We start from the raw sequence: 24,337 nt of genomic DNA, 5'->3' as shown, positions 1-24,337 counted from the left end.
AGTGGCGTCCGCATCCCAGCCGGGCTGACACAGAGAACAGTAGCCCTCATCGGACCGCAACGCCAAATCCGGTGCCCTACGGACACGCATAAGGGGCGGATCCCGCTGTCTCGCAACAGGATCCGCCCCTTCACCCGACCCGTCAGGCCCGACGCGCCGCAGCGAGGCTCTTGCGGCCCCGCTTGAGGATGGCGACCTTGCCGTGGAGGAAGTCCTCCTCCCCGAGGACGCGCTCGGGGTCGGTCACCTTGACGTTGTTGACCGACGCTCCGCCATCGCCGATCGCGCGACGCGCGTTGTTGCGCGAGTCGACGAGGCCGACCGCGACAAGCGCATCGACGATCGAGGTGCCCACGGCCACGGCGGCACCAGGCAGCTCGGCCGTCGCGTCGTCGAGCGTCCGGTCGTCGAGGCCGGCGAGGCCGGCGAGCTCGCCTCGGCCGAAGAGGGCCTCCGACGCCGCCTGGACCGACGCCGTCGCCGGAGCCCCGTGGACGAGGGTCGTGATGTCGGCGGCCAGCGTCTTCTGGGCGGTGCGCCGGAACGGCTCCTCCGCCACCTGCTTCTCGAGCTCGGTGATCTCCTCCCGGGTCCGGTCGGTGAAGACCTTGAGCAGCTTGATCACCGAGGCGTCCTCGACGTTGAGGAAGTACTGGTAGAACGCGTACGGGCTGAACATGTCGGCGGACAGCCAGACGGCGTTACCCTCCGACTTGCCGAACTTGTTGCCGGAGGCGTCGGTCAGCAGCGGCGTCGTCAGCAGGTGCACGGCCGCACCCTCGGTCTTGTGGATGAGGTCGACGCCGGCGGTCAGGTTGCCCCACTGGTCGCTGCCGCCGGTCTGCAGCGTGCAGCCGAACTCCCGGAAGAGGTGGAGGTAGTCGTAGCCCTGGAGCAGCTGGTAGCTGAACTCGGTGTACGAGATCCCCTCCTGGCTCTCGAGCCGGGTCGCGATGGCGTCCTTCCGGATCATCTGGTTGACGCGGAAGTGCTTGCCCACCTCGCGCAGGAAGTCGAGCGCCGACAGCTGGGCCGTCCAGTCGAGATTGTCGACGAGCAGCGCCGCGTTGTCGCCCTCGAAGTCGAGGAAGGGCCGGACCAGCGCCTTGATCCGCGCCACGTTGTCGGCAGTCTGCTCCTTCGTCTTGAGGACCCGCTCGGACGTCGGTCTGGGGTCTCCGATGAGTCCCGTCGAGCCGCCGACCAGGCAGATGACCCGGTGGCCGGCACGCTGGAAGTGCCGGAGGACGACGAGCTGGACGAGATTGCCGAAGTGGAGCGAGGGCGCCGTCGGGTCGAAGCCGCAATACAACGTGATGGGCCCCTCCGCGAGTGCTTCGCGCAGCGCCGCCTCGTCGGTGGTCTGTGCCACCAGGCCGCGCCACTGCAGCTCGTCGAAGATGTCCGTCACGGGTATCGGTGTCCTCTCGTTCCCGGGGGCTCACTGCCCACCGCGACACAGACTGCCCTACGCGAGCCCGTGCGGGCCAATGCAATGGGCGCGGTCCCGCATGCCGGTCCCCCGCCGCTCACGCCGGCGGAGACGGTCGCGTATGCCGTCAGGCCGGGTGCCTAGGTCACCTCGGCCCGCGGGCGGTGCGCCGTCTCCGGACGACGCCGGGACGATACGTGGAGACGTGCGGGTCGCCGTCGACGAAGAACCGCCACGGGTACGCCTCACCGTCTCCACCCGGCCCGCTGACCCCGACGCGGGGACCGGTCCGGATCGCGTCCTCCGGCACCCGCTCCAGCGGCGCGGCCACGACGAGGTCGATCGGCTCGCCGATCGAGGGACGGCAGAAGTCTCGGCCCGTGTGCTCGCCGTTCATGCCGAGGGCCTGCGCGAGCCGGCCCGGCCCGCGCGCCCAGTCGCGCTGACGGACTCCTGCGCGGCGCACCGCTACGACATCATGGCCTGCGACCACCTCGGCCCCCCGCACGAGGACCGCCTCGGCGGTCCCCTCCTGCCCGGCGACGAGGTTGAGGCACCAGTGGTGTCCGTACGTGAAGTAGACGTACGTGAAACCGGCCGGCCCGAACATCGGGCGGGTCCGCGGGGTCTCGCCGCGGAAGGCGTGCGACCCCGGATCGAGGTGCCCGGCATACGCCTCGAGCTCTGTCAGGCGCAGGGTGACCTCCCCGAACGTCAGCAGGCACCCGAGGAGGTCGGGCGCGACGTCGAGGCTGCTGCGCGCGAAGAACGCGCGGGGCAGCCGCTCGCCGGAGCGCACCGGGTGGCTCACTGGCCGGTGCGACCGTCGATGCACTCGCGGAGGAGGTCGGCGTGGCCGACGTGGCGGGCGTACTCCTCGACCATGTGGACGAGGACGTCCCGCAGGACGTACGTCTCCCCGGCATGCACGGCCGTGGCGTCGAGGGACGGGGCCGCCTCCACGTAGGTCTCGGCGTGGGCGACCTCGCGCCGCCACGTCGCCCACGCGTCGGCGACGACCACGGGATCGGCGACGGCGCCGTTGAAGTCGAGGTCGCGGTCGTCCTCGCTCCAGTAGAGCCGGGGGATGTTCTCCTCGCCCATGACCCGGCGGAACCACGTGTGTTCGACCTTGGCGAGGTGCCGCACGAGCCCCAGGAGGGACATCGTCGACGGGGGGACCGAGCGCCGGGCGAGCTGCTCCGCGTCGAGCCCCTCACACTTCATCTCGAGCGTCAGGCGGTAGCGGCGGAGGTAGTCGACGAGCGTCGCCTTCTCCCCCACCGTCTCGATCCCGGTCTCGCGGGGGTCGTCTTCTGGGTCGACCCACATGTCAGGCAGGCGGCGCTCCGTCATGGCACCAACCTCGCGGCACACTCGAGTTCGCGCAACCCGGTTTCAGTCGCTGCGGCCGGTCCAGGCTCGAGCGGCCGCCAGCCGGGCACGGGCCGCGGCCAGCTGCTCCGTGACGCGGGCCGGGGCGGTCCCGCCGACCGCGTCGCGGGAGGCGAGTGAGCCCTGCACGGACAGCACCGAGCGAACCTCCGGCGTGAGGTGCTCGCTGATCCGGGCGAAGTCCTCGTCCGAGAGGTCCCACAGCTCGATGCCCCGGGTCTCGCACTCACGGACGCAGGCGCCCGCGACCTCATGGGCGACCCGGAACGGCACGCCCTGGCGGACGAGCCACTCGGCGATGTCGGTGGCCAGGGCGAAACCCTGGGGCGCGAGCGACTCGAGCCGCTCGGTGTTGAAGGTGAGCGTGTCGACCATGCCGGAGAACGCGGGCAGGAGCACCTCGAGCGTGTCGACGGCGTCGAAGACCGGCTCCTTGTCCTCCTGCAGGTCGCGGTTGTAGGCGAGCGGCAGGGCCTTGAGGGTCGTGAGGAGGCCCGCGAGGTCACCGACGAGGCGACCGGCCTTGCCGCGGGCGAGCTCGGCGACGTCGGGGTTCTTCTTCTGGGGCATGATGCTCGACCCCGTCGAGTAGGAGTCGTGGAGCGTGACGAAGGAGAACTCCTTCGTCGCCCAGAGGATGACCTCCTCGGCGATCCGCGAGATGTCGACGGCGGTCATCGCCGAGACGAAGGAGAACTCGGCGACGAAGTCGCGCGATGCGGTGCCGTCGATCGAGTTCTCGACGGCCCGCGCGAACCCGAGGTCGTGGGCGACCGCCTCCGGGTCGAGGCCGAGCGAGGAGCCGGCGAGGGCCCCGGAGCCGTAGGGCGAGGCGTCGGCGCGGGCGTCCCAGTCCCGCAGCCGGTCGACGTCGCGCAGCAGCGCCCAGGCGTGGGCGAGCAGGTGGTGGGAGAGCAGCACCGGCTGGGCGTGCTGGAGGTGGGTGCGGCCGGGCATCGCGACGCCGAGGTGGCGGTCGGCCTGAGCGACGAGCGCGTCGACGACGTCGAGGACCAGGCCGCCGACGGTGCGCGCGTGCTCGCGCAGGTACATCCGGAAGAGCGTGGCGACCTGGTCGTTGCGGGACCGGCCGGCGCGCAGGCGCCCCCCGAGGTCAGCGCCGACCCGCTCGATGAGCCCGCGCTCGAGGGCCGTGTGCACGTCCTCGTCGTCCTCGGCGGGCCCGAAGGCCCCGGAGAGGACGTCCGCCTCGAGGCGGTCGAGGCCCGCCAGCATCCCGGCGAGGTGCTCGTCGGAGAGCAGCCCGGCGGCATACAGCACTCGTGCGTGCGCGCGCGATCCGGCGATGTCCTGCGGCGCGAGGCGCCAGTCGAAGTGGGTGCTCTTCGACAGCGCGGCGAGGGCCTGGTCGGGGCCTCCGGCGAAACGCCCGCCCCAGAGGCTGACCCGCTCGGCGGGCGCCTGGGGCTCTTCGGTGCTCATCGGTCTGGTCTCCTTGGGACGGCGTGCGGTCAGTCTCGGGAACCCGAGAGGGAGGTGAGGTGGTCGGCCACCGCAGCGGCCTGCTCGGGGCTCGGGGTGACGATCATGATCGTGTCGTCGCCCGCGATCGTGCCCACGATCTCGGGATCCCGCGTCTGGTCGATCGCCGACGCGAGGTAGTTCGCGGCGCCCGGTGGCGTGCGCAGGACGACGAGGTTCTGGGCGGCCGTGGCCGAGACGAGCAGCTCCTCGCACGTGCGACGCAGTCGCGCCGTCGCGCCCTCGCCGACGGTCCCGACCGTCGCGAGCTCGCCGGACTCCCCCGGCACCGCGTAGACGAGCGACCGCCCGCGCCGGACCTTGACCGCGCCGACCTCGACGAGGTCACGGGAGAGGGTCGCCTGCGTCACCTCGGTGCCCTCGGCGCCGAGGAGGTCGGACAGCTCCCCCTGGCTGCGGACCTCGTGCTGCTCGAGCAGCTCGACGATGCGCCGCTGGCGCTGCGCCCGGCTCATGCCGTGGCCTCCCGGACGGTGTCGATGATCGTGGGCAGGGCGCTGAGGAAGCCCTGGAGCTCGGCCTCGGAGAGGATGAGCGGCGGGGCGAGCCGGAGCGCGGTCGGCGTGACGGCGTTGACGATGAAGCCCGCGTCGCGGGCCGCGACCATGACCGCCGGCGCGGGTATGCCGCTCAGCTCGATGGCGCGGAGGAGGCCCCGTCCGCGCGTGGCGGAGACGCCCTCGACCTCGACGTCGTCGAGGAGGGCGCCGACGCGCGAGACGTGCTCGAGGAGGCCGTCACGCTCGATCGTGTCGAGGACCGCGAGGCCGGCAGCGCAGGCGAGCGGGTTGCCGCCGAAGGTCGTCCCGTGCTGGCCGGCCGTGAGCAGCCCCGTGACCTCCGGGCCGAAGGTCACGAGCGCACCGATCGGCACGCCGCCGCCGAGGCCCTTCGCGAGCGTCATCGCGTCGGGCACGACACCAGAGGGCTGATGGGCGAACCACGAGCCCGTCCGTCCGACGCCGGTCTGGATCTCGTCGAGGACGAGAAGGGCCCCGTGCCGGCTCGTCAGCTCGCGGGCCAGGCGGAGGTAGTCGGCGGACACCTCGCGCACCCCGGCCTCGCCCTGGATCGGCTCGATGAAGACCGCCGCGGTCGTGTCGTCGACGGCGGCCCGGAGCGCGTCTGCGTCGTCGGGGGCGACGAAGACGACCTCGGGGATGAGCGGCTCGAAGGGCTCGCGGTAGGCCGCCTTGTGCGTGAGCGCGAGCGCCCCGGTCGAGCGACCGTGGAAGGAGCCCTCGAGGGCGATCATCGTCGTCCGCCCGGTGCGGCGGGAGAGCTTGATGGCCGCCTCGGTCGCCTCGGTCCCCGAGTTGGCGAAGAACACGCCCGAGCCCTCGGGCGCCGCAGCCAGGGTGAGGAGGCGCTCGGCGAGCAGGACGGCCGGCTCGGACGTGAAGAAGTTCGAGACGTGGATCGCGGCCTCGGCCTGCTTGGCGACGGCCTGGACGAGCGCCGGGTGGCCGTGGCCGAGGGCGTTGACGGCGATGCCCGAGAGGAGGTCGAGGTAGCGCTTGCCGTCGACGTCGGTGACCCAGCAGCCGTGGCCGGAGGCGAGCACGAGCTGCGGGGTCCCGAAGACCTGGACCATCGAGTGGGCGTAACGGCCCAGCAGGTCGGATCCGGTCGTCATGCCGGGCTCCCTTCGTCGCTGCCCGGGCCGGAACCGGGGTCGGGGAGGACCATCGTGCCGATGCCCTCGTCGGTGAAGATCTCGAGCAGGATCGAGTGCGGGGTGCGGCCGTCGACGACGTGGGTCCGCGACACCCCGCCCTCGACCGCGCGGATGCATGCCTCGAGCTTGGGAACCATCCCCTCGTCGACCCGGGCGAGGAGCGCCTTGGCCGCCGTGACGTCGATGCTCGACAGGAGCGAGCCGCGGTCGGGCCAGTCGGCGTAGATGCCCTCGACGTCGGTGAGCACGACGAGCTTCTCGGCCCCGAGGGCCACGGCGAGCGCGGCGGCAGCGGTGTCGGCGTTGACGTTGAGCACCTGGCCCTCGACGTCGAGGTCGGGAGCGACCGTCGACACGACCGGGACGCGCCCGGCGTCGAGGATGTCGAGGACCGCCGACGGGTTGACGCTCTCGACATCGCCGACGAGACCGAGGTCGACGAGCTCGCCGTCGACGACCGTGCCCCGGCGGCGCGCCCCGAGCAGTCCGGCGTCCTCGCCGGAGAGTCCGACCGCGATCGGGCCGTGCTGGTTGAGCAGGCCGACGAGCTCGCGGCCGACCTGACCGGTGAGGACCATGCGGACGACGTCCATGACCTCGGGGGTCGTGACGCGCAGGCCTCCCCTGAACTCGCTCTCGAGACCGAGGCGACCGAGCATGGACTTGATCTGGGGGCCGCCGCCGTGGACGACAACCGGTCGCAGCCCGGCATACCGGAGGAACGCGATGTCCTCGGCGAAGGCCTTCTTGAGACTCTCGTCGACCATCGCGTTGCCGCCGTACTTGACGACGACGAGCGCGCCGCGGAAGCGCTCGAGCCAGGGCAACGCCTCGACGAGGGTCGCGGCCTTGCCCGCCGCGACCCGGATCGCGGCCGCGTCGATGAGGCCACGCAGGCTCTGGTGAGCGCCGGAACCGTGCTGGCTGCTCATGAGCTGTAGGCCGAGTTCTCGTGGACGTAGTCGTGGGTCAGGTCGTTGGTCCACACGGTCGCGGTCTCGTCCCCGGCGTGCAGGTCGACGAGCAGGTGCACCTCGCGGGCGCTGAGGTCGACGAGGGAGCGGTCCTGCCCCACTCCCCCCGCCCGGCAGACCTGCACGCCGTTCATGGAGACGTCGAGGGCCGCCGGTTCGAAGGCGGCACGCGTGGTGCCGACGGCTGCGAGCACGCGGCCCCAGTTGGGGTCGTTGCCGAAGATCGCGCACTTGAAGAGGTTGTTGCGGGCGATCGCCCGGGCGACCTCGAGGGCGTCGTCGACCGACGCCGCCGAGCGCACCTCGATGGCGATGTCGTGGGCGGCGCCCTCGGCGTCGGCGATGAGCTGCCGAGCGAGGTCGGCGCACACCTCGGTGAGCGCGGCCGTGAGCTCGTCGCGGCCGACCTCGACCTCCGAGGCCCCCGAGGCGAGGGCGACGACGGTGTCGTTGGTCGACATGCAGGCGTCGGAGTCGATGCGGTCGAACGACATCGCGGTGGCGGCTCGGAGCGCCGCGTCGAGGTCTTCCGCGGTGACGACCGCGTCGGTCGTCAGGACGACGAGCATCGTCGCGAGGGCCGGGGCGAGCATGCCGGCGCCCTTGGCCATGCCGGACACGGACCACCCCTCACCGTGGTGCACGGCGACCTTGTGGACCGTGTCGGTCGTCATGATCGCGACCGCGGCCGACTCGTGGCCGTCGGGCGTGAGGGCGGCTGCGGCGGACGTCACGCCGGCGAGGACGATGTCCATGGGCAGCAGCTCACCGATCAGCCCCGTCGAGCAGACGATGACGTCGCCGGCGGAGATGCCGAGCGACTCCGCGACGTGCTCCGCGGTCCGATGTGCGTCGAGAAAGCCCTGGGGACCCGTGCACGCGTTGGCCCCGCCCGAGTTGAGCACGACCGCGTCGACCCGACGGTCGGCGACGACCTGCCGGGACCAGGTGACGGGCGCCGCCTCGACCCGGTTCGTGGTGAAGACGGCCGCACCGTGGTGGTCGGGGCCGTCGTTGACCACGAGGGCGAGGTCGGGCCGGCCGCTCGCCTTGAGCCCGGCGGTGACTCCCGCCGCGCGAAAGCCGCGCGGCAGCCGGACGGTGGAGGGTGAACCGGTCACGGTGCGACTCCTGTCAGGGGCAGGCCCAGGGCCTCGTCGAGCCCGAGGGCGAGGTTGGCGCACTGGATGGCGGCGCCGCCCGTGCCCTTGGTGAGGTTGTCGATGGCCGAGACGACGACGACGCGGCCGGCGTGCGCGTCGACGGCGACCTGCAGGTGGACGTTGTTGCTGCCGATGACGTCTGCCGTCCGCGGCCACACCCCCTCCGGCAGGAGGTGGACGAAGGGCTCGGCGGCATACGCCTGCTCCCAGACGTTCCGCACGGAGGCCGGGTCGGCACCCTCGGTGAGCCTGGCCGTGCACGTGGCGAGGATCCCCCGCGGCATCGGGGCGAGCGTCGGGGTGAAGGAGACGGTGACGGGCAGGCCGGCGGCGCGGCCGAGGTTCTGCTCGATCTCGGGGGTGTGCCGGTGGCCGCCGCCCACGCCGTAGGGCGACATCGAGCCCATGACCTCGCTCCCGAGCAGGTGCGGCTTGAGGGCCTTGCCGGCGCCAGAGGTGCCCGACGCCGCCACGACGACGACGTCGGAGGGCTCGATGGTGCCGGCCGCGAGGCCGGGAGCGAGGGCGAGCGAGATGCCCGTCGGGTAGCACCCGGGCACGGCGATGCGGCGCGCCCCGGCCAGCCGCTCGCGCTGCCTGGCCCCACCCGCGAGCGGGAGCTCGGGCAGCCCGTATGGCCAAGCGCCGGCATGCGGCGTGTCGTAGAAGGTGGTCCACGCCTGCGCCGACTCGAGCCGGAAGTCGGCCCCGCAGTCGATGACGACGACCTCCTCCGGCAGCTGGGCGGCGAGCGCCGCCGAGTGCCCGTGCGGCAGCGCGAGGAAGACGACCTCGTGCCCGGCGAGGACCTCGACGCTCGTGTCGTCGAGGACTCGGTCCGCCAAGGGCGTCAGATGAGGGTGGATCGCCCCGAGACGCTCGCCTGCGTTGCTCCCTGCCGTGACGGCGCCAACCTCGAACTGCGGGTGGGCGAGCAGGAGCCGGAGGATCTCTCCTCCGGCGTATCCGCTCGCCCCCGCAACTGCTGCCCTGATCACAATGCATGACTATACACACTGATGCATAGTTGTGCACCGCGGGGTCGAGGCCGGTCGCCCTCAAACGCGGCGACCGGCCGGATCACGGTGGATCCGGCCGGTCGGGGCGGTCGTGGTGCCCGGGTCAGGGGCACAGCGACGGGGGTCAGCGCTGGACGGCGCCGGTCCGTGCGGCCGCGGCCGCCACGGCGGCGTCGCGGAAGCCGTTGACCTCCTCGGTCGTCAGCGTGCGGTCGGCGGCCCGGAAGGTGAGCCGGTACGCGAGGGACCGGTGTCCCGCCTCGACCCGCTCCCCTTCGTACACGTCGAACAGCACGATGGACTCGAGCGCGTCCCCGGCTGCCGACCGCAGGGCGGCCTCGACGTCAGCCGCGGCCACGTCAGAGCGCACGAGCAGGGCGACGTCGGTCATCGCCGGCGGGAAGGTCGAGAACGACCGGGCCTGGACGGGCTCCTCGCTCGCACGGACGAGCACGTCGACGTCGAGCTCGGCGGCCACCGTTCGCGCAGGCAGGTCGAGAGCCGCAAGCACCTTGGGGTGCAGCTCTCCCGCGTGACCCACGAGCGTGCCATCGGCCAGGGTGATCCGCGCGCAGCGGCCCGGGTGCCACGGGGCGTGGGCCGCGTCGTTGGCGACGACGACGGGGACGGCGAGGGCCGCGGAGACGGCCTGGACCGCCGCGACCATGTCGCTCCAGTCGGCCGGCCGCCCCGGTCCCCACCAGCCGGCCTGCTCGATGAGCCCGGTCGCGAGGATGCCCACGCGTCGTGGCTGAGCCGGCACGGCGGCATACAGCCGCTCGAGCGTCTCGGCGTCGGGCCGGGACGCCACGCTCGGGATCGGGGCCGTGCCGAGCGGGCCACCGGGGCGGAACACGAGACCCAGCTCGTAGATCGCGACGTCCTTGTGCCCGCGGGCCACGTTGCGGCGCAGCGTGTCGACGAGGCTCGCGAGGATCGACGTGCGCAGGAGCGGACGCTCCTCGGACAGCGGGTTGGCGAGCCGCACGGCGTTGCGGCGGTCGTCATCGGCCGGGAGCATCAGCTGGTCGGCCAGCTCCTCGGAGACGAACGGGTAGCTCAGCACCTCCGTGAGGCCGGCACCGGCCAGGGCGTCGGCCACGACGCGGCGCGCCTTCTGCGAGTGGGTGAGGCCCCGGCCCCCAGACGGCGTGGGCGTGACCGAGGGGATGTTGTTGTAGCCGTCGATCCGCGCGATCTCCTCGGCGTAGTCGGGCGCGTCGACGAGGTCGGGGCGCCACGACGGCGGCGTCACGAGGACATGGACGTCGTCGGCGCCCTCCCCCGACTCCACGACCTCGCAGCCGAGGTCGCGCAGGATGCCGAGCACGCGCTCCCGCGGGTAGTCGACGCCGACGATCCGCGACGGCTCGGTGACGTCGAGGCGGTATGCCGCCCGGTCCGTCGTGTGGTCGACGTCCGTCACGCCCGGGTCGGGCGTGCCGCCGCCGTGCTCGACGAGGAGGTCGACGGCGAGCTGCGCGGCGGCAGCAGTGACCTTGGGGTCGACGCCGCGCTCGAAGCGCTTGGATGCCTCGGTCGCGAGCCGGTGGCGCCTCGCGGACCGCGCGACCGTCGTCGGGTCGAAGTGGGCGGCCTCGACGAGCACGTCGGTCGTCGTCGCTGCGACCTCGGACGAGGCGCCGCCCATGACCCCGGCGATGGCGAGCGGGTGCTCGCCGCCGTCGGTGATGAGCAGGTCCTCCGGGCTCAGCGTGCGCTCGACGTCGTCGAGCGTCGTCAAGGTCTCCCCCGCCCGCGCACGGCGCACGACGATCGAGCCGGAGAGGCGGTCGACGTCGAAGGCGTGGAGCGGCTGGCCGACGGCGAGCATGACGTAGTTGGTGACGTCGACCGCGAGCGAGATCGGCCGCATGCCCATCTGGGTGAGGCGCTTCTGCATCCACGACGGCGACGGCCGGGACGGGTCGATGCCGCGCACGATCCGGGCGACGTAGCGGTCGCACCCCTCGTTGCCCTCGAGCGGGGTCTCGTCCTTGAGCTCGACGGTGTAGCCGTCGCCGTTCGGCGCCGGGACCGCGATCGCCGCCGGGTCGCGGTAGCCACCCCGGGGGCTCCCCTGGGCGTGCCAGTACTCGCGAGCGAGGCCGCGCACCGAGAAGCAGTAGCCGCGGTCGGGCGTCACGTTGGTCTCGACGGTCTCCTCACCGAGCCCGAGAAGCGCGATCGCGTCGTCGCCCGGCGACAGGGCCGCCGCCTTCTCCTCGCCGAGCAGACGGGACAGGACGATGATGCCCTCGTGGTCGTGGCCGAGACCGATCTCGTCCTCGGCGCAGATCATCCCGTTGGAGACGTGGCCGTACGTCTTGCGCGCGGCGATCTCGAAGTTCCCGGGCAGCACGGCACCGGGCAGCACGACGACGACGAGGTCGCCGACCTCGAAGTTGTGCGCGCCGCAGACGATCTCCTGGTGCTTGCCCTCGGTCAGCATCTGGCCGTTCTGGCCGACGTCGACCGTGCACCAGCGGATCTTCTTGCCGTTCTTCTGCGGTTCCACGACGAAGTCGAGGACGCGCCCCACGACGAGGGGACCCTTGAGGTCGCCGCCGTGGAGGTCCTCCTCCTCGAGCCCCACGCTGACGAGGCTGGCGGCCACGTCGGCGCCCCGGGCCCCGGGCGCGAGGTCGGTGTACTCCGCGAGCCAGCTGAGCGGCATACGCATGTCAGACCTCCATCCCGAACTGCTGCGAGAAGCGGACGTCGCCCTCGACGATCTCGTGCATCCCCTGGACCCCGTGGCGCAGCTGGAGCGCGCGCTCGATCCCGAGCCCGAAGGCGAACCCGGAGTAGACGTCGGGGTCGATGCCGCAGGTGCGCAGCACCTTGCGGTTGACCATGCCGGAGCCACCGAGCTCGATCCAGCCAGAACCGCCGCAGGTCCGGCACGGCTCGGCGCTGCCCCACGTCTCCTCGCCGTGGCAGGTGAAGCAGAGGAAGTCGGTCTCCATGCTCGGCTCGGTGAAGGGGAAGTAGTTGGCGCGGACCCGGGTGCGCGTCTCGGGGCCGAACATGATCCGCACGAACGCGTCGAGCGCACCGCGCAGGTGGGCCATCGTCAGGCCCTTGTCGATGGCGAGGCACTCGATCTGGTGGAAGACCGGCGTGTGCGTCGCGTCGAGGTCATCGGTGCGGAAGACCTTGCCCGGGGCGACGATGTAGATCGGCGGCTCCTTCTCGAGCATCGTGCGGATCTGCACCGGGGAGGTCTGCGTGCGCAGGACGAGGCCCGAGTCGACCGGGTCGAGGAAGAAGGTGTCCTGCATCTGCCGCGCGGGATGGTCCGGGCCGAGGTTGAGCGCGTCGAAGTTGAGCCACTCGCTCTCGAGCTCGGGCCCCTCGGCGACCTCCCAGCCGCTCCCGACGAACGCGTCGACGAGGCGCTGGGCGACGAGCTCGATCGGGTGTCGGGCTCCGTGGGGGCGGCGCACCGCCGGGACCGTGACGTCGACGCGCTCCTCGACGAGGATCCGCTCGTCCCGCTCGGCCTCGAGCTCCACCTGGCGAGTCGCGAGGGCCTGGGCGACGCGGCCGCGGGCCTGGCCGACCCGCTTGCCGGCCTCGGCCTTCGCGCTCGGCGGCAGGGCGCCGATCTCGCGGTTGGCGAGGGCGAGCGGGCTCCGGTCACCCTGGTGGGCGGTGCGGACCGCCTTGAGCTCGTCGAGCGAGCCGGCTGCGGCGATCGCGGCCAGCGCCTCCTCCACGGCGGCGTCGATGTTCGCGGGGTCGAGGGCTGAGACCTCGACCGGGTCGTAGTTCGTGTTGGGTCCGGACATCGGCGTGCGTTCGCTGCTCTCGTTCGGGGCGTGGTCGGTGGTGCGGCGCACCCTCGAGGATCGGGGCGGGCGCGGTCGTGGTCCAAGTCTAGGGGCGCCGTCGAACCGGTTTCGTCCGCGTCCGCGCTTGCGGAGCCGCCCTCCCTCCCGACCACGGCTTCTCCACCTGGGCGGACCTGGTTGGGCGTATGCCGCCCACCCGGCCGCAGCTTCTCCGCCCGGGCGGGGGTTATCGAGCGATGACGAGGGACGGGCTACGGACCGACGACGTCGGGCAGGCCGGACGGCAGCCGCACGACGAACCGGGCCCCACCCGCCTCGTTGCCGTCGACGACGACCGTGCCGCCGTGCGCCTCGACGAGGCCGCGCACGACGTAGAGCCCGAGGCCCGTGCTCGCGTTGGAGGGACCGTGCCAGAACCGGCCGAAGACCTGCTCCCGGTCGGCCTCGGGGACTCCCTCGCCCTCGTCGTCGACGATGACGAGGATGTCGTCGCTGCGGACGAGGTCGCCCGGACGGACGAGGTCGCCCGGACGGGCGGGGTCGGCACCGCGGTCGAGGGAGCGACCGGTCGCGGGCGCCTCGCCCGGGACGCGGTCGAGGGTGACGGTGACGAGGCCGTCTCCGTGCTGGAGGGCGTTCTCGATGAGGTTGAAGAAGACCTGCTCGAGCCGGTCGCGGTCGGCCCACATCTCCGGCAGCCCGAGCTGCGTGGCGGTCGCGCCGAGGCGCAGCCGTACGGCACCGGCCGACCGACCGAGCTCGTGGCGGACGACGTGGGTCACGAGCAGCTCGTGGAGGTCGACCGGTCCGAGCCTGAGGTTGAGGCTGTCCGAGTCGAGGCGCGAGATGTCGAGCAGCTCGGTGATGAGGCGGGTGAGGCGCTTGGCGTCGGACTCGATCGTCTCGATCATGAGGCGCTTCTGCTCGTCGGTGAAGCGGTCCCAGCGGCGCAGCAGGCTGCTCGTGAAGCCGGTGACCGACGTCAGCGGGGCCCGCAGCTCGTGGGCGACGGTGGACAGGACCGTGGCCTGGTCACGCTCGGCCCGCTGGCGCGCCTCGGCGTCGCGCAGCCCGAGGAGCACCTGCTCGACGACCCCGCCCGGCTCGGACCGGACGTAGCCGGCGGTGACCAGGACGTCGTGCCCGTCCGGGGCGACGAGCAGCCGCTCGGTCTGCCCGGTCGCGGACCCGGGGGCGTCCCGGGGGTCGAGGTGTGTCCACCAGTCACGACCGTACTTGTCGCGCAGCGGCAGCGCGTCGACGAGCCGTCGGCCGAGCAGGTCGTCGGCGGTGCAGCCGAGGATGCGTAGGGCCTCGGTGTTGGCGAAGCGGATGCAGCGGTCCGGTCCCGCGACGACGAGGCCGTCGGGCAGCGACTCCAGCCAGCGCCCCTCGGGCGTGCCGAGGGGCTCGACCGCGCGCCGCGCCTGCGGGGCGGGCGTGCCGTTGGATGCTTGCGCACCCCGGTCCTGCCCGGTGACCATGCTCGGAAGGATAGCCACGCCCACCTGTCTGTGGGCAGGTCAGCGCCGCCGGCGGCGCGCCTCGGCGGACGCGTAGAGGCACACGGTGGCCGCCATCGCGAGGTTGAGCGACTCGGCGTGCCCGTAGATCGGGACGCGCACGACCTCGTCGCAGGCCTCGCGGACCTCGGGCTCGAGACCCCACGCCTCGTTGCCCATGACCCACGCGTGGGGCCGCCCGAGGTCGACGTCGTGCAGCAGCGTCTGGCCGGCGCCGTCGGCGGCGAGGAGCGTGATGCCCCGCTCACGGAGGGCCGAGAGGATCACCGGGACGGGGACTCCGGTGGCGATCGGCAGGTGCCACAGCGACCCGACGGTCGAGCGCACGACCTTGTTGTTGTAGACGTCGACGCTGGCATCGCTGACGATGACGGCGTCGGCGCCGGCCGCGTCCGCACCGCGGATCACCGTTCCGGCGTTGCCGGGGTCACGGACGTTGGTGAGGACGCACACGATGGCGTCGGGCGGCAGGTCGGCGAGGGCCGCCGCGAGACTGACGTCGAGCACCCGGCATACGGCCGCGATCCCCTGCGGGGACTCGGTGTCGCACATCGCCGCGAGGACCTCCGGGGACACGTCGTGCACCCACAGTCGTGCCGCGCGGGCCGCGTCGACGATGTCCGTATGCCGCTCAGCCGCCTCAGGCGTGACGTAGACGTCGCGGACGAGGTCGGGCCGGTGGACGACCGCCTCGCGCACGGCCTGCGGGCCCTCGGCGAGGAACTCCCCGGTACGCGAACGCACCGAGCGCCGGGACAGCGCCCGCACTGCCTTGACCCGATCAGATCGGGGGTTGGTCAGCACGGCGCGTCCCGGCGCTCGGTCTGCGTTGCCGGTGATGTCGGTGGCGATGTCAGTGAGATCTCAGTGACGGTGCCGGTGACGTGGCGCTGTCGCTCAGGCGGCGTCGCCGGCGACCTTCGCCTCGACGGCCTTGTCGGCAGCCGGGACGTTGGCGCGGGACAGCTCGACGAGAGCGGTGAAGGCCGGCGCGTCGTTGACGGCGAGGTCGGCGAGGATCTTGCGGTCGACCTCGACCCCGGCGGCCTTGAGGCCCTGCATGAACCGGTTGTAGGTCATGCCGTTGGCGCGGGCCGCAGCGTTGATGCGCTGGATCCACAGTCGGCGGAAGTCGCCCTTCTTCGCGCGACGGTCACGGTAGGCGTAACCGAGCGAGTGGGTGACCTGCTCCTTGGCCTTGCGGTAGAGACGCGACCGCTGACCGCGGTAACCGCTCGCGCGCTCGAGAACGACGCGACGCTTCTTCTGGGCGTTGACTGCCCGCTTCACGCGTGCCACGTGAATACTCCTTCGTTGCTGGTGCTGCTGGCGTGACCGAGAGGACCCGGCGCCTCAGCGGAATGCTGGGTGGGTGTCTCGGCTCACTTGCCGAGGAGCTTCTTGGCCTTCTTGGCGTCCGGCTTGGCGAGCTCGACGTCGTTCGCGATGGAACGCATCTTCTTGCTCGACTTGTGCTCGAGCAGGTGGCGACCGCCGGCCTGCTCACGCATGACCTTGCCCGTGCCGGTGAGGCGGAAACGCTTCTTCGCACCGCTGTGCGTCTTCATCTTCGGCATGAGCCGATCTCCTTCGTGTCTTGCCAGGCGTACGTGACGTACGTGGACTGTCGTGACGAACCGGGGTCCGTCGGGGTCACTCGGAGGCAGGAGCCTCGGTGACCTCGGGGGCTGCGGCCTCGGCGGGTGCGCCTTCGGCGGTGGCGCCCTCGGCTGCGGCGCTCTCGGCCGGTCGCTGCTCGCGCGAGCGGCGCTGCTCGGCCTTGGCCTCGGCCTTCTTCTTGGTCGGTCCGATCACCATGATCATGTTGCGCCCGTCCTGCTTCGGCGCCGACTCGACGAAGCCGAGCTCGGCGATGTCCTCGGCGAGGCGCTCGAGCAGACGGCGGCCGAGCTCGGGACGAGACTGCTCGCGACCCCGGAACATGATCGTCACCTTGACCTTGTCGCCGGCCTTGAGGAACCGCTCGACGTGGCCGCGCTTGGTGCCGTAGTCGTGCGGGTCGATCTTCGGACGGAGCTTGATCTCCTTGATGACCGTGTTGACCTGGTTCTTGCGTGCTTCTCGTGCCTTCAGGGCGGCTTCGTACTTGAACTTGCCGAAGTCCATGAGCTTGGCGACCGGCGGCTTGGCCATCGGGGCCACCTCGACGAGGTCGAGGTTCGCCTCCTCGGCCAGACGCAGCGCGTCCTCGACGCGCACGATGCCGACCTGCTCACCATTGGGGCCAACCAAGCGCACTTCCGGGACCCGGATGCGCTCGTTGATGCGAGGCTCGCTGATGTGGTGCTCCTAAGTTCGATGACTGGTGGTGACCTACGGGGCTGTAGCTCGGGTTTCGTGTGACCCGCACAGAAAAAGGCTCCCCGTGCGTGCACGAGGAGCCCAAGTGGACGTATGCCGGGAAGGTGGCCTCGCGGCATACGGCGCCGTAGGCGACCCCCGGAGGGAACACCGTGTGACGCGGACCTGGAACCCGGCAGCCCGAGGGCTGGCGCGGGTGGAAGCGAGCTTCTCTTGCACGTCGCCACGCCGCCAGGCGGTGTGACAACTGGTCAGTGCTCAACTCTAGCAGCCGAGGAGCCATCGGCCGAATCGGCGCTCCGGCGTGGCCGAGGCGCGACACCCGCGACGCTGGCGGCGGGGGCGGGGTTGCGGCGGCGCTGGGCGATCAGGCCCCCCCCGGCGACGACGACGCCCACCGCGGAGACGATGAGAAAGCCGCCCTGCCATCCGGACCGGTCGATGGCGAAGCCGGCCACCGGGGCGCCGACGGCCGATCCGGCCGTCATCGCCGACCCGTGCCACCCCATCATCTCGCCCCGGAAGCGCTCGGGCACGAGCCGGCTCAGCTGCTCGACCGTGGCGGTGATCGTCGGGGCGCAGAGCACGCCGCAGATCGTGATGAGGACGGCGAACGCGGGGACACCGGCGGCGAGGGCGACCGGCGCGGTCGTTGCGCTGAGGCCGCCGAGGAGCCAGAAGACCGAGAGGGAGCGGTGCCAGGCGCCGTAGACCAGGCCGCCGACGAGCGAGCCGAGGCCCCAGAGCGCGAGGACCCAGCCGATCGACGCGGCCGCTCCGAAGGAGCGCAGGGCCGCGACGATGGAGACGTCGGTCCCGGTCAGGACGAGGGTCGCGCAGACCGCGGCGAGGTAGACGGCGGCGACAGGGACGGTGATGAATCCACGGAACGCGCGCCGGGGCGCGGGCGCCTCTTCGACGCCGTCGGCGGTGGCCACCGAGGCCTCGTCGGCGATGACCTCGGCGCGTGCGCCCTCCCCCAGCTCCTCGGGGTCGCGCGGCCTGGAGCCGTCGGGCGCGCCGGTGAGGGCCGGGTTGACGACCCAGAGGCCCAGGCCTGCGGCGACCGAGGCCATCTCGCACGCGAAGAGGGCCCAGCTCGTGTCCCACACGGTCGCGAGCCACACCCCGAGTGCCGGTCCGGCCATGAACGACAGCTCCGTGGCGGCCGAGTCGAGCGAGAGGGCGGTCCGGCGCCGCTCGGCAGGCACGGACCGGATGATGACCTGGCGCAGGATCGAGAAGGTCGGGACGACGAAGAGGCCGGCCAGCGCGGCGAGAGCCATGAGGGGGGCGTAGTCGACCCAGGGCGCGACCGACCAGCAGACGACCTGCACCAAAAGGGAGGGCAGCACGGTGCGGCGCAGTCCGGTCCGGTCGAGCAGACGCCCGCGCCAGGGGCCGGAGATCGCGACGGCGACGGTGGAGGCGGCCGTGACGAGGCCGGCCTGGCCGTAGCTGCGCCCGAGCGTGGTCACGACGTGAAGCGTGAGCAGGACGCTGCCGGCGAACAGCGGGACACGGATGAAGAACCCGAGAAGCAGCGCGTTGCGCGTGTCGCGACTCGCGACGACCTCCCGGTAGGCACCCACATCCATGGGACCAGCCTGTCACCCCGTGGCGACACGCCGCACCCGGGTATTGCCGATCCCTTGTCGGCGCGACACAAGAGGAGAAAGGTGGGGTCATGGGCAGACCAACCGGCAGATCAGACCTCCCTGCGGCCCCCAGCCCCGCCTCGCCGCAGGACATTCGCAACGTCGTGCTCGTCGGACCCGGCGGGGCCGGCAAGACGGCGCTCTTCGACGCGCTCGTCGCCGCCCGGGTGGTCGGTCACCGACCCGGCGACGACGAGCACGTTCGGACGACCACCCTGACCGTCGCGTCGATCGAGACCGACGGTCTGACTCTGAACCTGCTCGACACCCCGGGCTATCCCGACTTCGTCGGCGAGCTGCGCGCCGGGCTGCGGGCGGCCGACGCCGCCGTCTTCGTCGTCTCCGGCGCCGACGAGATCGACCGCCCGGTCGCACTCCTCTGGCGCGAGTGCGCGGCGGTCGGGATGCCGCGAGCGGTCGCAGTCACCCATCTTGACCAGCCCCGCGCCGACTTCGCCGCGACGGTCGAGACGTGCCGGAGGACGTTCGGCGACGCGCGGGCGACGCACTGGCCGGTCCTCGATGGTGGCGCCGTGACTGGTGTCGTCGGCCTGCTCACGGCTGCGGCCGGCGAGCACGAGGACGCGCGGGCAGCCCTCATCGAGTCGGTCATCGAGGAGTCCGAGGACGCGACCCTGCTCGACCGTTACCTCGAGGGCGAGGACCTCGACACCGACGCGCTGCGTGCCGATCTGCGGACGGCGATCGCCCAGGGCAGCTTCTTCCCGATCCTGCCGGTGTCGCCGCCGACGGGCGCGGGGGTCGAGGAGCTGCTCGGCCTCATCACCCAGGCCTTCCCGAACCCCACCGTCCATCCCCTCCCGGCAGTGACCACGCCCGCCGGCGGCGCCATCACCGGCGTCACGTGCGACCCCGACGCGCCGCTCGTCGCCGAGGTCGTGCGCACGACGAGCGACCCCTACGTCGGACGCCTCTCCCTCGTCCGGGTCTTCTCGGGCACGCTCCGGGTCGACGAGACGGTCCACGTCTCCGGCCACCTCGGTGACTTCGTGGGCCACGAGGTCGAGGGCCACCCGGCCCATGACGACGACGAGCGGGTCGGGCCCCTCGCGGCGCCGTTCTGCGACACCCACCGGCCCCGGGGGACGGCGATCGCCGGGGAGATCGCCCTCGTTTCCAAGCTGACCCGCGCGGAGACCTCCGACACGCTCTCCTCGACCGAACGGCCGGCCGTCGTCGCGCCCTGGGTCCTGCCCGAGCCGCAGCTGCCTGTCGCGATCCGGGCCGCGTCGAAGTCCGACGAGGACAAGCTCGGTGGCGCGCTCCAGCGGCTCGTCGCCGAGGACGTGACGATGCGCATGGAGCATTCGAGCGAGACCGACCAGGTCGTGCTCTGGACGATGGGCCAGGCCCACGTCGACTCGGTCATCGAGCAGCTCGCGGAGCGCTACGGCGTCACCGTCACGGCCGAGCCGTACCGGACGGCGCTGCGCGAGACCTTCATCCAGAAGTGCTCGGTCCAGGGTCGCCACGTCAAGCAGTCGGGTGGGCACGGGCAGTATGCCGTGTGCTCCCTCGAGATCGAGCCGCTCCCCCGCGGGTCGGGCTTCGAGTTCGTCGACAAGGTCGTCGGTGGCGCCGTCCCGCGTCAGTTCATCCCCTCGGTCGAGAAGGGGGCCCGGTTGCAGCTCGAGAAGGGGGTGCTCACCGGTCACCCTGTCGTCGACGTGCGCGTCACGCTCGTCGACGGCAAGGCTCACTCGGTCGACTCCTCAGACGTCGCCTTCCAGACGGCCGCGGCGATGGCGCTCAAGGAGGCGGCCAACGAGACGACGGTCGCCCTCCTCGAGCCGATCGACCGGGTGTCGGTGACCACTGCCGACGAGTACCTCGGGGCGGTCATGTCCGACCTGCGTGGTCGTCGTGGCCATGTCGTCGGTACCGAGCCGGGCGAGGACCCCGGCTGGACGGTCGTCAACGCCGAGGTGCCGCAGTCGGAGCTCTCGCGCTACCCGATCGACCTGCGTTCGGTCTCCCATGGCACCGGCTCGTTCGTGCGTGAGCCGCTCCGGCACGACCTGCTGCCCGCCGACAAGGCCAAGGAGCTGCTCAAGGGCTGACGGTCAGCGGCCGAGGCCGGCGTCGCGAGCACGGACGATGGCCTCGGCCCGGTCCGCCACGTGGAGCTTCGCGAAGATCGCGGAGACGTTGTTGCGCACCGTCTTCGGCGCGAGGTAGAGGGTCGAGGCGATCTGGGAGTTGGACCGGCCGGCCGCGACGAGGTCGAGCACCTCGCGCTCGCGGGGCGTGAGCTGCGGGAACGGCTCGTCGAGGCCCCCGGTGCGGGCGGGGCCGGCCGCGAAGAAGTCCGCGATCCGCCGCGCCAGGGCCGGACCGAAGATCACCCCTCCCTGCGCGACGGCGGAGATCGCCTGGACGATCTGCGCCTGGTTGGCGCCCTTGAGGAGATAGCCTCGGGCGCCCGCCTGGATGGCGAGGAAGAGCGTCTCGTCCTCCTCCGACATGGTCAGCACGACGACTCCGGTCCCGGGTGTGGACGCCGTGATCCTCCGGGTCGCCTCGACCCCGTCCATGACCGGCATCTGCACGTCCATGACGACGACGTCGGGCCGGGCCGCGGCCACGACGGCGAGCGCCTCGCGGCCGTCACCGGCTGTCCCGACGACGGCGATGCCGTCGCCGGAGTCGAGCAGGGCCGCGAGGCCGTCGCGATAGACGGGGTGGTCGTCGACGAGGACCACGCGGATGGGTCCGTCACGCATCTGTCGTCACTCCTGTCGCCGATCGGGAGCCCACCGGGAGCGAGTCGCTCCCGGTCGGGCCCGCGAGCCGTCCACCGAGCGGCAGCGAGGCACGGACGACGGTGCCGCCCGTGTCCGGACAGCTGACCGTGGCCGTCCCGCCCAGCTCGGCGGCTCGTTCGCGCAGCGAGAGCATGCCCACGCCCGCGACCACGTCAGAGCGTATGCCGTGCCCGTCGTCTCGCACCTCGACCGTCAGGGTGCGTGTCGCGTGGGCCTGGCCCGCCGAGGCGTCGTTCACGTCATCCGCCATCCCCCGCGGGTCGCTGCCTCGCTCGCCGTCCGGGGGCTCCCCGAGCCGGAGGGAGACGACACACCGGCTCGCCCCGGCGTGCCGGACGACGTTGTGGACGGCCTCGGCCACGATGCGGTATGCAGCGACCTCGACGGCCGCGGGCAACGACAGGGGCGCCTTCTCGGAACGGACCGAGATCGTCAGGCCGTGGCCCTCGAGCCGTCGGGCCAGCTCCTCGAGGGCCCGGACCAGGCCGAGCTCGTCGAGCGCGGGCGGCCGCAGGTCGTGCGCGAGGCGACGCACGTCTGCAAGGACGGCGGCGACGTCCTCGGTCGCCGCCTCGAGGAGCCGGTCCGCAGCAGCAGGGTCGCGCCGCGCGACGTTGCGGGCGGTCTCGATGCGGAGGGACACGGCGGCGAGGCTGGGTCCGACGCTGTCGTGGAGGTCGCGGCGCAGCCGGCGGCGTTCCTCCTCCCGGGCCGAGACGAGCCGCTCCCGGATGGCCTGCAAGTCCTCGCTCAGCTCGCTCGCCCGTGTGGCGGCGGCGGCCTGTCGGACGACGTCACCGAGGAGCCTCTGGTCGCGCTCGGTCAGCTCGGTGCGTCCGGCCGGGGACAGCGTGAGGCGACCGATCTGCTCGCCGCGGTAGACGACGGGCAGCCTGACCTCGTGGCCGTCGGGGCTCCCGTGCTGGACGACCTGCCGCTCGCCCGAGGGCCGGTCGATCTCGATCCGGACGTAGGGCGAGCGGAAGGCCTCACCGACGGCTCTCACCACGGCGCCGAGCTGGGCATCCGGGCCGTCGGAGCCCTCGAGCTGCTCGGCGAGGGCCGACACGACGGCATACGGGTCGTCCCTCGAACCGCTCCGCAGGCGCCGCAGGGCCCGGCTGATGCGGTCGCGCAGAGGCGCGTACACCGCGGCCACGACGGCGATGGCGACGAGAGCGGAGTCGCGCTGTCCGAGCACGGCGCCCGCGAGGGCGAACACGACGGCGTCGACGAGGACGACAGCAGCGGCGAGGACGGCGTAGAGGACGGTCGCGGAGATGAGCCGGTCGACCGCGTAGAGACGGTGCCGGGTGACCGCGACGACGACCGCCGCGGACGTGCACCCGACCGCGAGGGCGAGCAGGACTCCGGCGACCGGGGACGGAGTGAGCAGTCCGGCGACGATCGCGACGAGGTCGACGACGCCCGCCCAGACGAGCCAGCGCAGCTGGGCCCTCCCGATGTCGCCGGCGGCCCGATAGCGGTGCACGACGACTGCGAGGGGGACGACGAGGCTGAGGAAGATCCCGGTGTAGGCGAGAGTCAGCAGGGCCTGCCAGATCGGGTAGGGGGCGCTGATGCTGAACGGGTCGACGCCGAGCTGGGCTAGCTGCTCCTCGAGCGGCTGCTGCGTGAAGCGGGTCGCGGTCTCCGTCGGCACCACGGCGAGCAGGACGGGGAGCAGGGCGGTCAGCACGATGCTCGCGACGGAGAGCCGACGCCACGTCGGCGCGTGGGGTAGTCGGCCGTCGGGGAAGACGAGGAGAAGCAGGGGCAGTCCGAGGAGCAGGGCTGCCCCGAGGCGCTGGTAGACGTAGAAGGTCGCGGCCGCACCCGGCAACCCCGGGTTCGTGTACACGGCGAAGGCGGTCCAGGCGCCGCAGAAGGAGTCGACGACCCAGAAGGTCCCCGAGGCGACGAGGATCCACGCGACCGGGTGCCTCGGCAGCTGCCGCAGGAGGAGCGCGCCGGGGACGACCTGGGCCAGCCCGGTGAGCGCCCCGAGCCAGCCGGGCTCGAGCTCTGCGGCCTCGGGTACGTGGCCCGCATTGGCGATGTCGAGGGCAATGGTCAAGGCGGTGAGAACGAGGGCGAGGGCGGTGAGGACCGCGCCCGTCCGGCTCCCGCGCGCGGCGTCCGACTCCGAGATCACAGGGCACATCGTCGCAAGGCTGCTGTCCCGGTGTCCGGGGTTCGGTGTCCCGGGTGTACCCGGGCCGGGGCCGGGACAGCGAACCGGACTCCCGCCACCGGGGGGATCCGGGACGTGCCCGCCCGAGAGTTGCGTCAGGCGGTGCACCACGGCACCGCGACCGACACGAAGGAGCACTCCATGCCCGACACGACCCACACCTCACCGGCTCTCGCGCGGACCGACACGGACCCGACCGGGGCCGCCACGCGCGCCACCATCGGGATCGATCGCCGCCGGGTGAGCCGGCTCGGCCTGGTCCTCACCGCCGGCGCGACGATCTGGTCCGCCTCGAACTTCGTCTTCGGCCCGACGGCCGACGGGGTCGGGGGCCGGGTCGGCGACCTCACCGGCTTCCTCTTCCAGGTCGGCGTCTTCGCCCTCCTGACGGTGATGCTGCGCACCAGCGCGACGGGCACGTCGCGGGCCGCGCGGGCGATGGTCCGAGTGGAGTTCGTCCTCCTCGGGCTCGCGTCGCTCTGGTCCCTTGCCCATGGCCTCGCGCCGGAGTCCCTTCAGGACAGCCCGGCCATCATGGTGCTCGACGTGTTCTGGCCGCTCTCGATGCTCGGCATGTTCGTCATCGGCATCAAGGTCGCGGTCGCCGGGCGCTGGAGGGGCATCCTGCGCGGGTGGCCTCTCGTCGCCGAGACCTGGGCTGTCGTGACCGTCCCGAGCATGGTCGTCCTCGGCGACGGCGCGGCCCGGTGGATCGGCGCGACGCACCTGCTCCTCGGCTACGCCGTGCTCGGCCTGCTGCTCGCCCGCCGGCCCGAGCTGACCGGGGCCTCGGAGTGATGTAACCCCTCGGATCCCCGCCGAACAGGACGGCGCGTATGCCGTGAGCCGGGCTCACGGCATACGCGCCGTTGGTCGTGTGAGCGGTCGCGCCG

At 72.3% G+C, this 24,337-nt stretch carries 21 protein-coding genes; 2 read left to right on the top strand and 19 right to left on the bottom strand.

Going from position 1 to position 24,337, the window contains the following annotated elements; all coding sequences use genetic code 11:
• Positions 1-142 precede the first annotated feature (142 nt).
• The 17 genes from tyrS to N865_RS12910 form a co-directional block, all read right to left on the bottom strand.
• Positions 143-1,411, bottom strand: coding sequence for a tyrosine--tRNA ligase (tyrS, locus tag N865_RS12990; protein ID WP_034806627.1), 1,269 nt, complete (start codon positions 1,409-1,411; stop codon positions 143-145).
• A 166-nt stretch (positions 1,412-1,577) separates the two neighbouring features.
• Positions 1,578-2,243 carry a DNA-3-methyladenine glycosylase gene (locus N865_RS12985; protein WP_245603751.1) on the bottom strand — a complete coding sequence of 222 codons (666 nt, stop codon included), beginning with the start codon at positions 2,241-2,243 and terminating at the stop codon, positions 1,578-1,580.
• Positions 2,240-2,788: a DinB family protein gene (locus tag N865_RS12980; protein ID WP_034806624.1), complete on the bottom strand. Its 549-nt coding sequence runs from the start codon at positions 2,786-2,788 to the stop codon at positions 2,240-2,242. The genes N865_RS12985 and N865_RS12980 overlap by 4 nt, the downstream gene beginning before the upstream one ends.
• A 42-nt stretch (positions 2,789-2,830) precedes the next feature.
• Positions 2,831-4,270, bottom strand: a complete 1,440-nt coding sequence (argH, locus tag N865_RS12975) for an argininosuccinate lyase (protein WP_034806621.1) — start codon at positions 4,268-4,270, stop codon at positions 2,831-2,833.
• Between the two features lie 29 nt (positions 4,271-4,299).
• A complete protein-coding gene (argR, locus tag N865_RS12970) occupies positions 4,300-4,785 on the bottom strand; it encodes an arginine repressor (RefSeq protein WP_034806617.1) in 486 nt (161 codons plus the stop codon).
• Positions 4,782-5,966, bottom strand: a complete 1,185-nt coding sequence (locus N865_RS12965) for an acetylornithine transaminase (protein ID WP_034806609.1) — start codon at positions 5,964-5,966, stop codon at positions 4,782-4,784. The genes argR and N865_RS12965 overlap by 4 nt, the downstream gene beginning before the upstream one ends.
• Positions 5,963-6,940, bottom strand: a complete 978-nt coding sequence (gene argB, locus N865_RS12960; protein ID WP_051510534.1) for an acetylglutamate kinase — start codon at positions 6,938-6,940, stop codon at positions 5,963-5,965. Before argB ends, N865_RS12965 begins: the two co-directional genes overlap by 4 nt.
• Positions 6,937-8,103, bottom strand: coding sequence for a bifunctional glutamate N-acetyltransferase/amino-acid acetyltransferase ArgJ (gene argJ / locus N865_RS12955; protein ID WP_034806607.1), 1,167 nt, complete (start codon positions 8,101-8,103; stop codon positions 6,937-6,939). The genes argB and argJ overlap by 4 nt, the downstream gene beginning before the upstream one ends.
• Complete coding sequence (gene argC / locus N865_RS12950) at positions 8,100-9,143, bottom strand: N-acetyl-gamma-glutamyl-phosphate reductase (protein WP_034806604.1); 1,044 nt, start codon at positions 9,141-9,143, stop codon at positions 8,100-8,102. The genes argJ and argC overlap by 4 nt, the downstream gene beginning before the upstream one ends.
• Positions 9,144-9,288: 145 nt before the next feature.
• Complete coding sequence (gene pheT, locus N865_RS12945) at positions 9,289-11,847, bottom strand: phenylalanine--tRNA ligase subunit beta (protein WP_034806601.1); 2,559 nt, start codon at positions 11,845-11,847, stop codon at positions 9,289-9,291.
• Between the two features lies 1 nt (position 11,848).
• On the bottom strand, positions 11,849-12,958 hold the full coding sequence (gene pheS / locus N865_RS12940; protein WP_034806656.1) for a phenylalanine--tRNA ligase subunit alpha: 1,110 nt from the start codon (positions 12,956-12,958) through the stop codon (positions 11,849-11,851).
• A gap of 254 nt (positions 12,959-13,212) precedes the next feature.
• Positions 13,213-14,445, bottom strand: coding sequence for a PAS domain-containing sensor histidine kinase (locus tag N865_RS12935; protein ID WP_034806598.1), 1,233 nt, complete (start codon positions 14,443-14,445; stop codon positions 13,213-13,215).
• Positions 14,446-14,484: 39 nt separating this feature from the next.
• Positions 14,485-15,288 carry a TrmH family RNA methyltransferase gene (locus N865_RS12930; RefSeq protein ID WP_034806595.1) on the bottom strand — a complete coding sequence of 268 codons (804 nt, stop codon included), beginning with the start codon at positions 15,286-15,288 and terminating at the stop codon, positions 14,485-14,487.
• A 93-nt stretch (positions 15,289-15,381) separates the two neighbouring features.
• Positions 15,382-15,783: a 50S ribosomal protein L20 gene (gene rplT / locus N865_RS12925; RefSeq protein ID WP_034806592.1), complete on the bottom strand. Its 402-nt coding sequence runs from the start codon at positions 15,781-15,783 to the stop codon at positions 15,382-15,384.
• Positions 15,784-15,866: 83 nt separating this feature from the next.
• The gene (rpmI, locus tag N865_RS12920; protein ID WP_020144695.1) at positions 15,867-16,061 is read right to left on the bottom strand and encodes a 50S ribosomal protein L35; all 195 of its coding nucleotides are present in this window, start codon (positions 16,059-16,061) and stop codon (positions 15,867-15,869) included.
• 76 nt (positions 16,062-16,137) lie between these two features.
• Positions 16,138-16,743 carry a translation initiation factor IF-3 gene (infC, locus tag N865_RS12915; protein ID WP_034806588.1) on the bottom strand — a complete coding sequence of 202 codons (606 nt, stop codon included), beginning with the start codon at positions 16,741-16,743 and terminating at the stop codon, positions 16,138-16,140.
• A gap of 314 nt (positions 16,744-17,057) precedes the next feature.
• On the bottom strand, positions 17,058-18,404 hold the full coding sequence (locus N865_RS12910; RefSeq protein ID WP_034806585.1) for an MFS transporter: 1,347 nt from the start codon (positions 18,402-18,404) through the stop codon (positions 17,058-17,060).
• An 89-nt stretch (positions 18,405-18,493) separates the two neighbouring features.
• Here N865_RS12910 and N865_RS12905 point away from each other — a divergent pair, with 89 nt between their 5' ends.
• Complete coding sequence (locus tag N865_RS12905) at positions 18,494-20,545, top strand: elongation factor G-like protein EF-G2 (protein ID WP_051510533.1); 2,052 nt, start codon at positions 18,494-18,496, stop codon at positions 20,543-20,545.
• 3 nt (positions 20,546-20,548) lie between these two features.
• Here N865_RS12905 and N865_RS12900 read toward each other — a convergent pair whose 3' ends face one another.
• Both N865_RS12900 and N865_RS12895 read right to left on the bottom strand, forming a co-directional pair.
• A complete protein-coding gene (locus tag N865_RS12900) occupies positions 20,549-21,208 on the bottom strand; it encodes a response regulator transcription factor (protein WP_034806578.1) in 660 nt (219 codons plus the stop codon).
• Positions 21,201-23,405 carry a sensor histidine kinase gene (locus tag N865_RS12895; protein ID WP_051510532.1) on the bottom strand — a complete coding sequence of 735 codons (2,205 nt, stop codon included), beginning with the start codon at positions 23,403-23,405 and terminating at the stop codon, positions 21,201-21,203. Before N865_RS12895 ends, N865_RS12900 begins: the two co-directional genes overlap by 8 nt.
• 180 nt (positions 23,406-23,585) lie before the next feature.
• Here N865_RS12895 and N865_RS12890 point away from each other — a divergent pair, with 180 nt between their 5' ends.
• The gene (locus N865_RS12890; protein WP_157557686.1) at positions 23,586-24,242 is read left to right on the top strand and encodes a hypothetical protein; all 657 of its coding nucleotides are present in this window, start codon (positions 23,586-23,588) and stop codon (positions 24,240-24,242) included.
• Positions 24,243-24,337: the final 95 nt, after the last annotated feature.

Source organism: Intrasporangium oryzae NRRL B-24470, assembly GCF_000576595.1.
Classification (GTDB): Bacteria; Actinomycetota; Actinomycetes; order Actinomycetales; family Dermatophilaceae; genus Intrasporangium_C; species Intrasporangium_C oryzae.
The sequence above is the reverse complement of the archived record's forward strand: the minus strand, read 5'-3'. Positions and strand labels throughout refer to the sequence as shown.

Bases quoted from the DNA above. Each gene is read 5' to 3' on its own strand.
- N865_RS12980 (WP_034806624.1), bottom strand. From the start codon at position 2,788: ATGACGGAGCGCCGCCTGCCTGACATGTGGGTCGACCCAGAAGACGAC.
- argH (WP_034806621.1), bottom strand. From the start codon at position 4,270: ATGAGCACCGAAGAGCCCCAGGCGCCCGCCGAGCGGGTCAGCCTCTGG.
- argR (WP_034806617.1), bottom strand. From the start codon at position 4,785: ATGAGCCGGGCGCAGCGCCAGCGGCGCATCGTCGAGCTGCTCGAGCAG.
- N865_RS12965 (WP_034806609.1), bottom strand. From the start codon at position 5,966: ATGACGACCGGATCCGACCTGCTGGGCCGTTACGCCCACTCGATGGTC.
- argB (WP_051510534.1), bottom strand. From the start codon at position 6,940: ATGAGCAGCCAGCACGGTTCCGGCGCTCACCAGAGCCTGCGTGGCCTC.
- pheT (WP_034806601.1), bottom strand. From the start codon at position 11,847: ATGCGTATGCCGCTCAGCTGGCTCGCGGAGTACACCGACCTCGCGCCC.
- pheS (WP_034806656.1), bottom strand. From the start codon at position 12,958: ATGTCCGGACCCAACACGAACTACGACCCGGTCGAGGTCTCAGCCCTC.
- N865_RS12935 (WP_034806598.1), bottom strand. From the start codon at position 14,445: ATGGTCACCGGGCAGGACCGGGGTGCGCAAGCATCCAACGGCACGCCC.
- rpmI (WP_020144695.1), bottom strand. From the start codon at position 16,061: ATGCCGAAGATGAAGACGCACAGCGGTGCGAAGAAGCGTTTCCGCCTC.
- N865_RS12910 (WP_034806585.1), bottom strand. From the start codon at position 18,404: ATGGATGTGGGTGCCTACCGGGAGGTCGTCGCGAGTCGCGACACGCGC.
- N865_RS12905 (WP_051510533.1), top strand. From the start codon at position 18,494: ATGGGCAGACCAACCGGCAGATCAGACCTCCCTGCGGCCCCCAGCCCC.
- N865_RS12900 (WP_034806578.1), bottom strand. From the start codon at position 21,208: ATGCGTGACGGACCCATCCGCGTGGTCCTCGTCGACGACCACCCCGTC.
- N865_RS12890 (WP_157557686.1), top strand. From the start codon at position 23,586: ATGCCCGACACGACCCACACCTCACCGGCTCTCGCGCGGACCGACACG.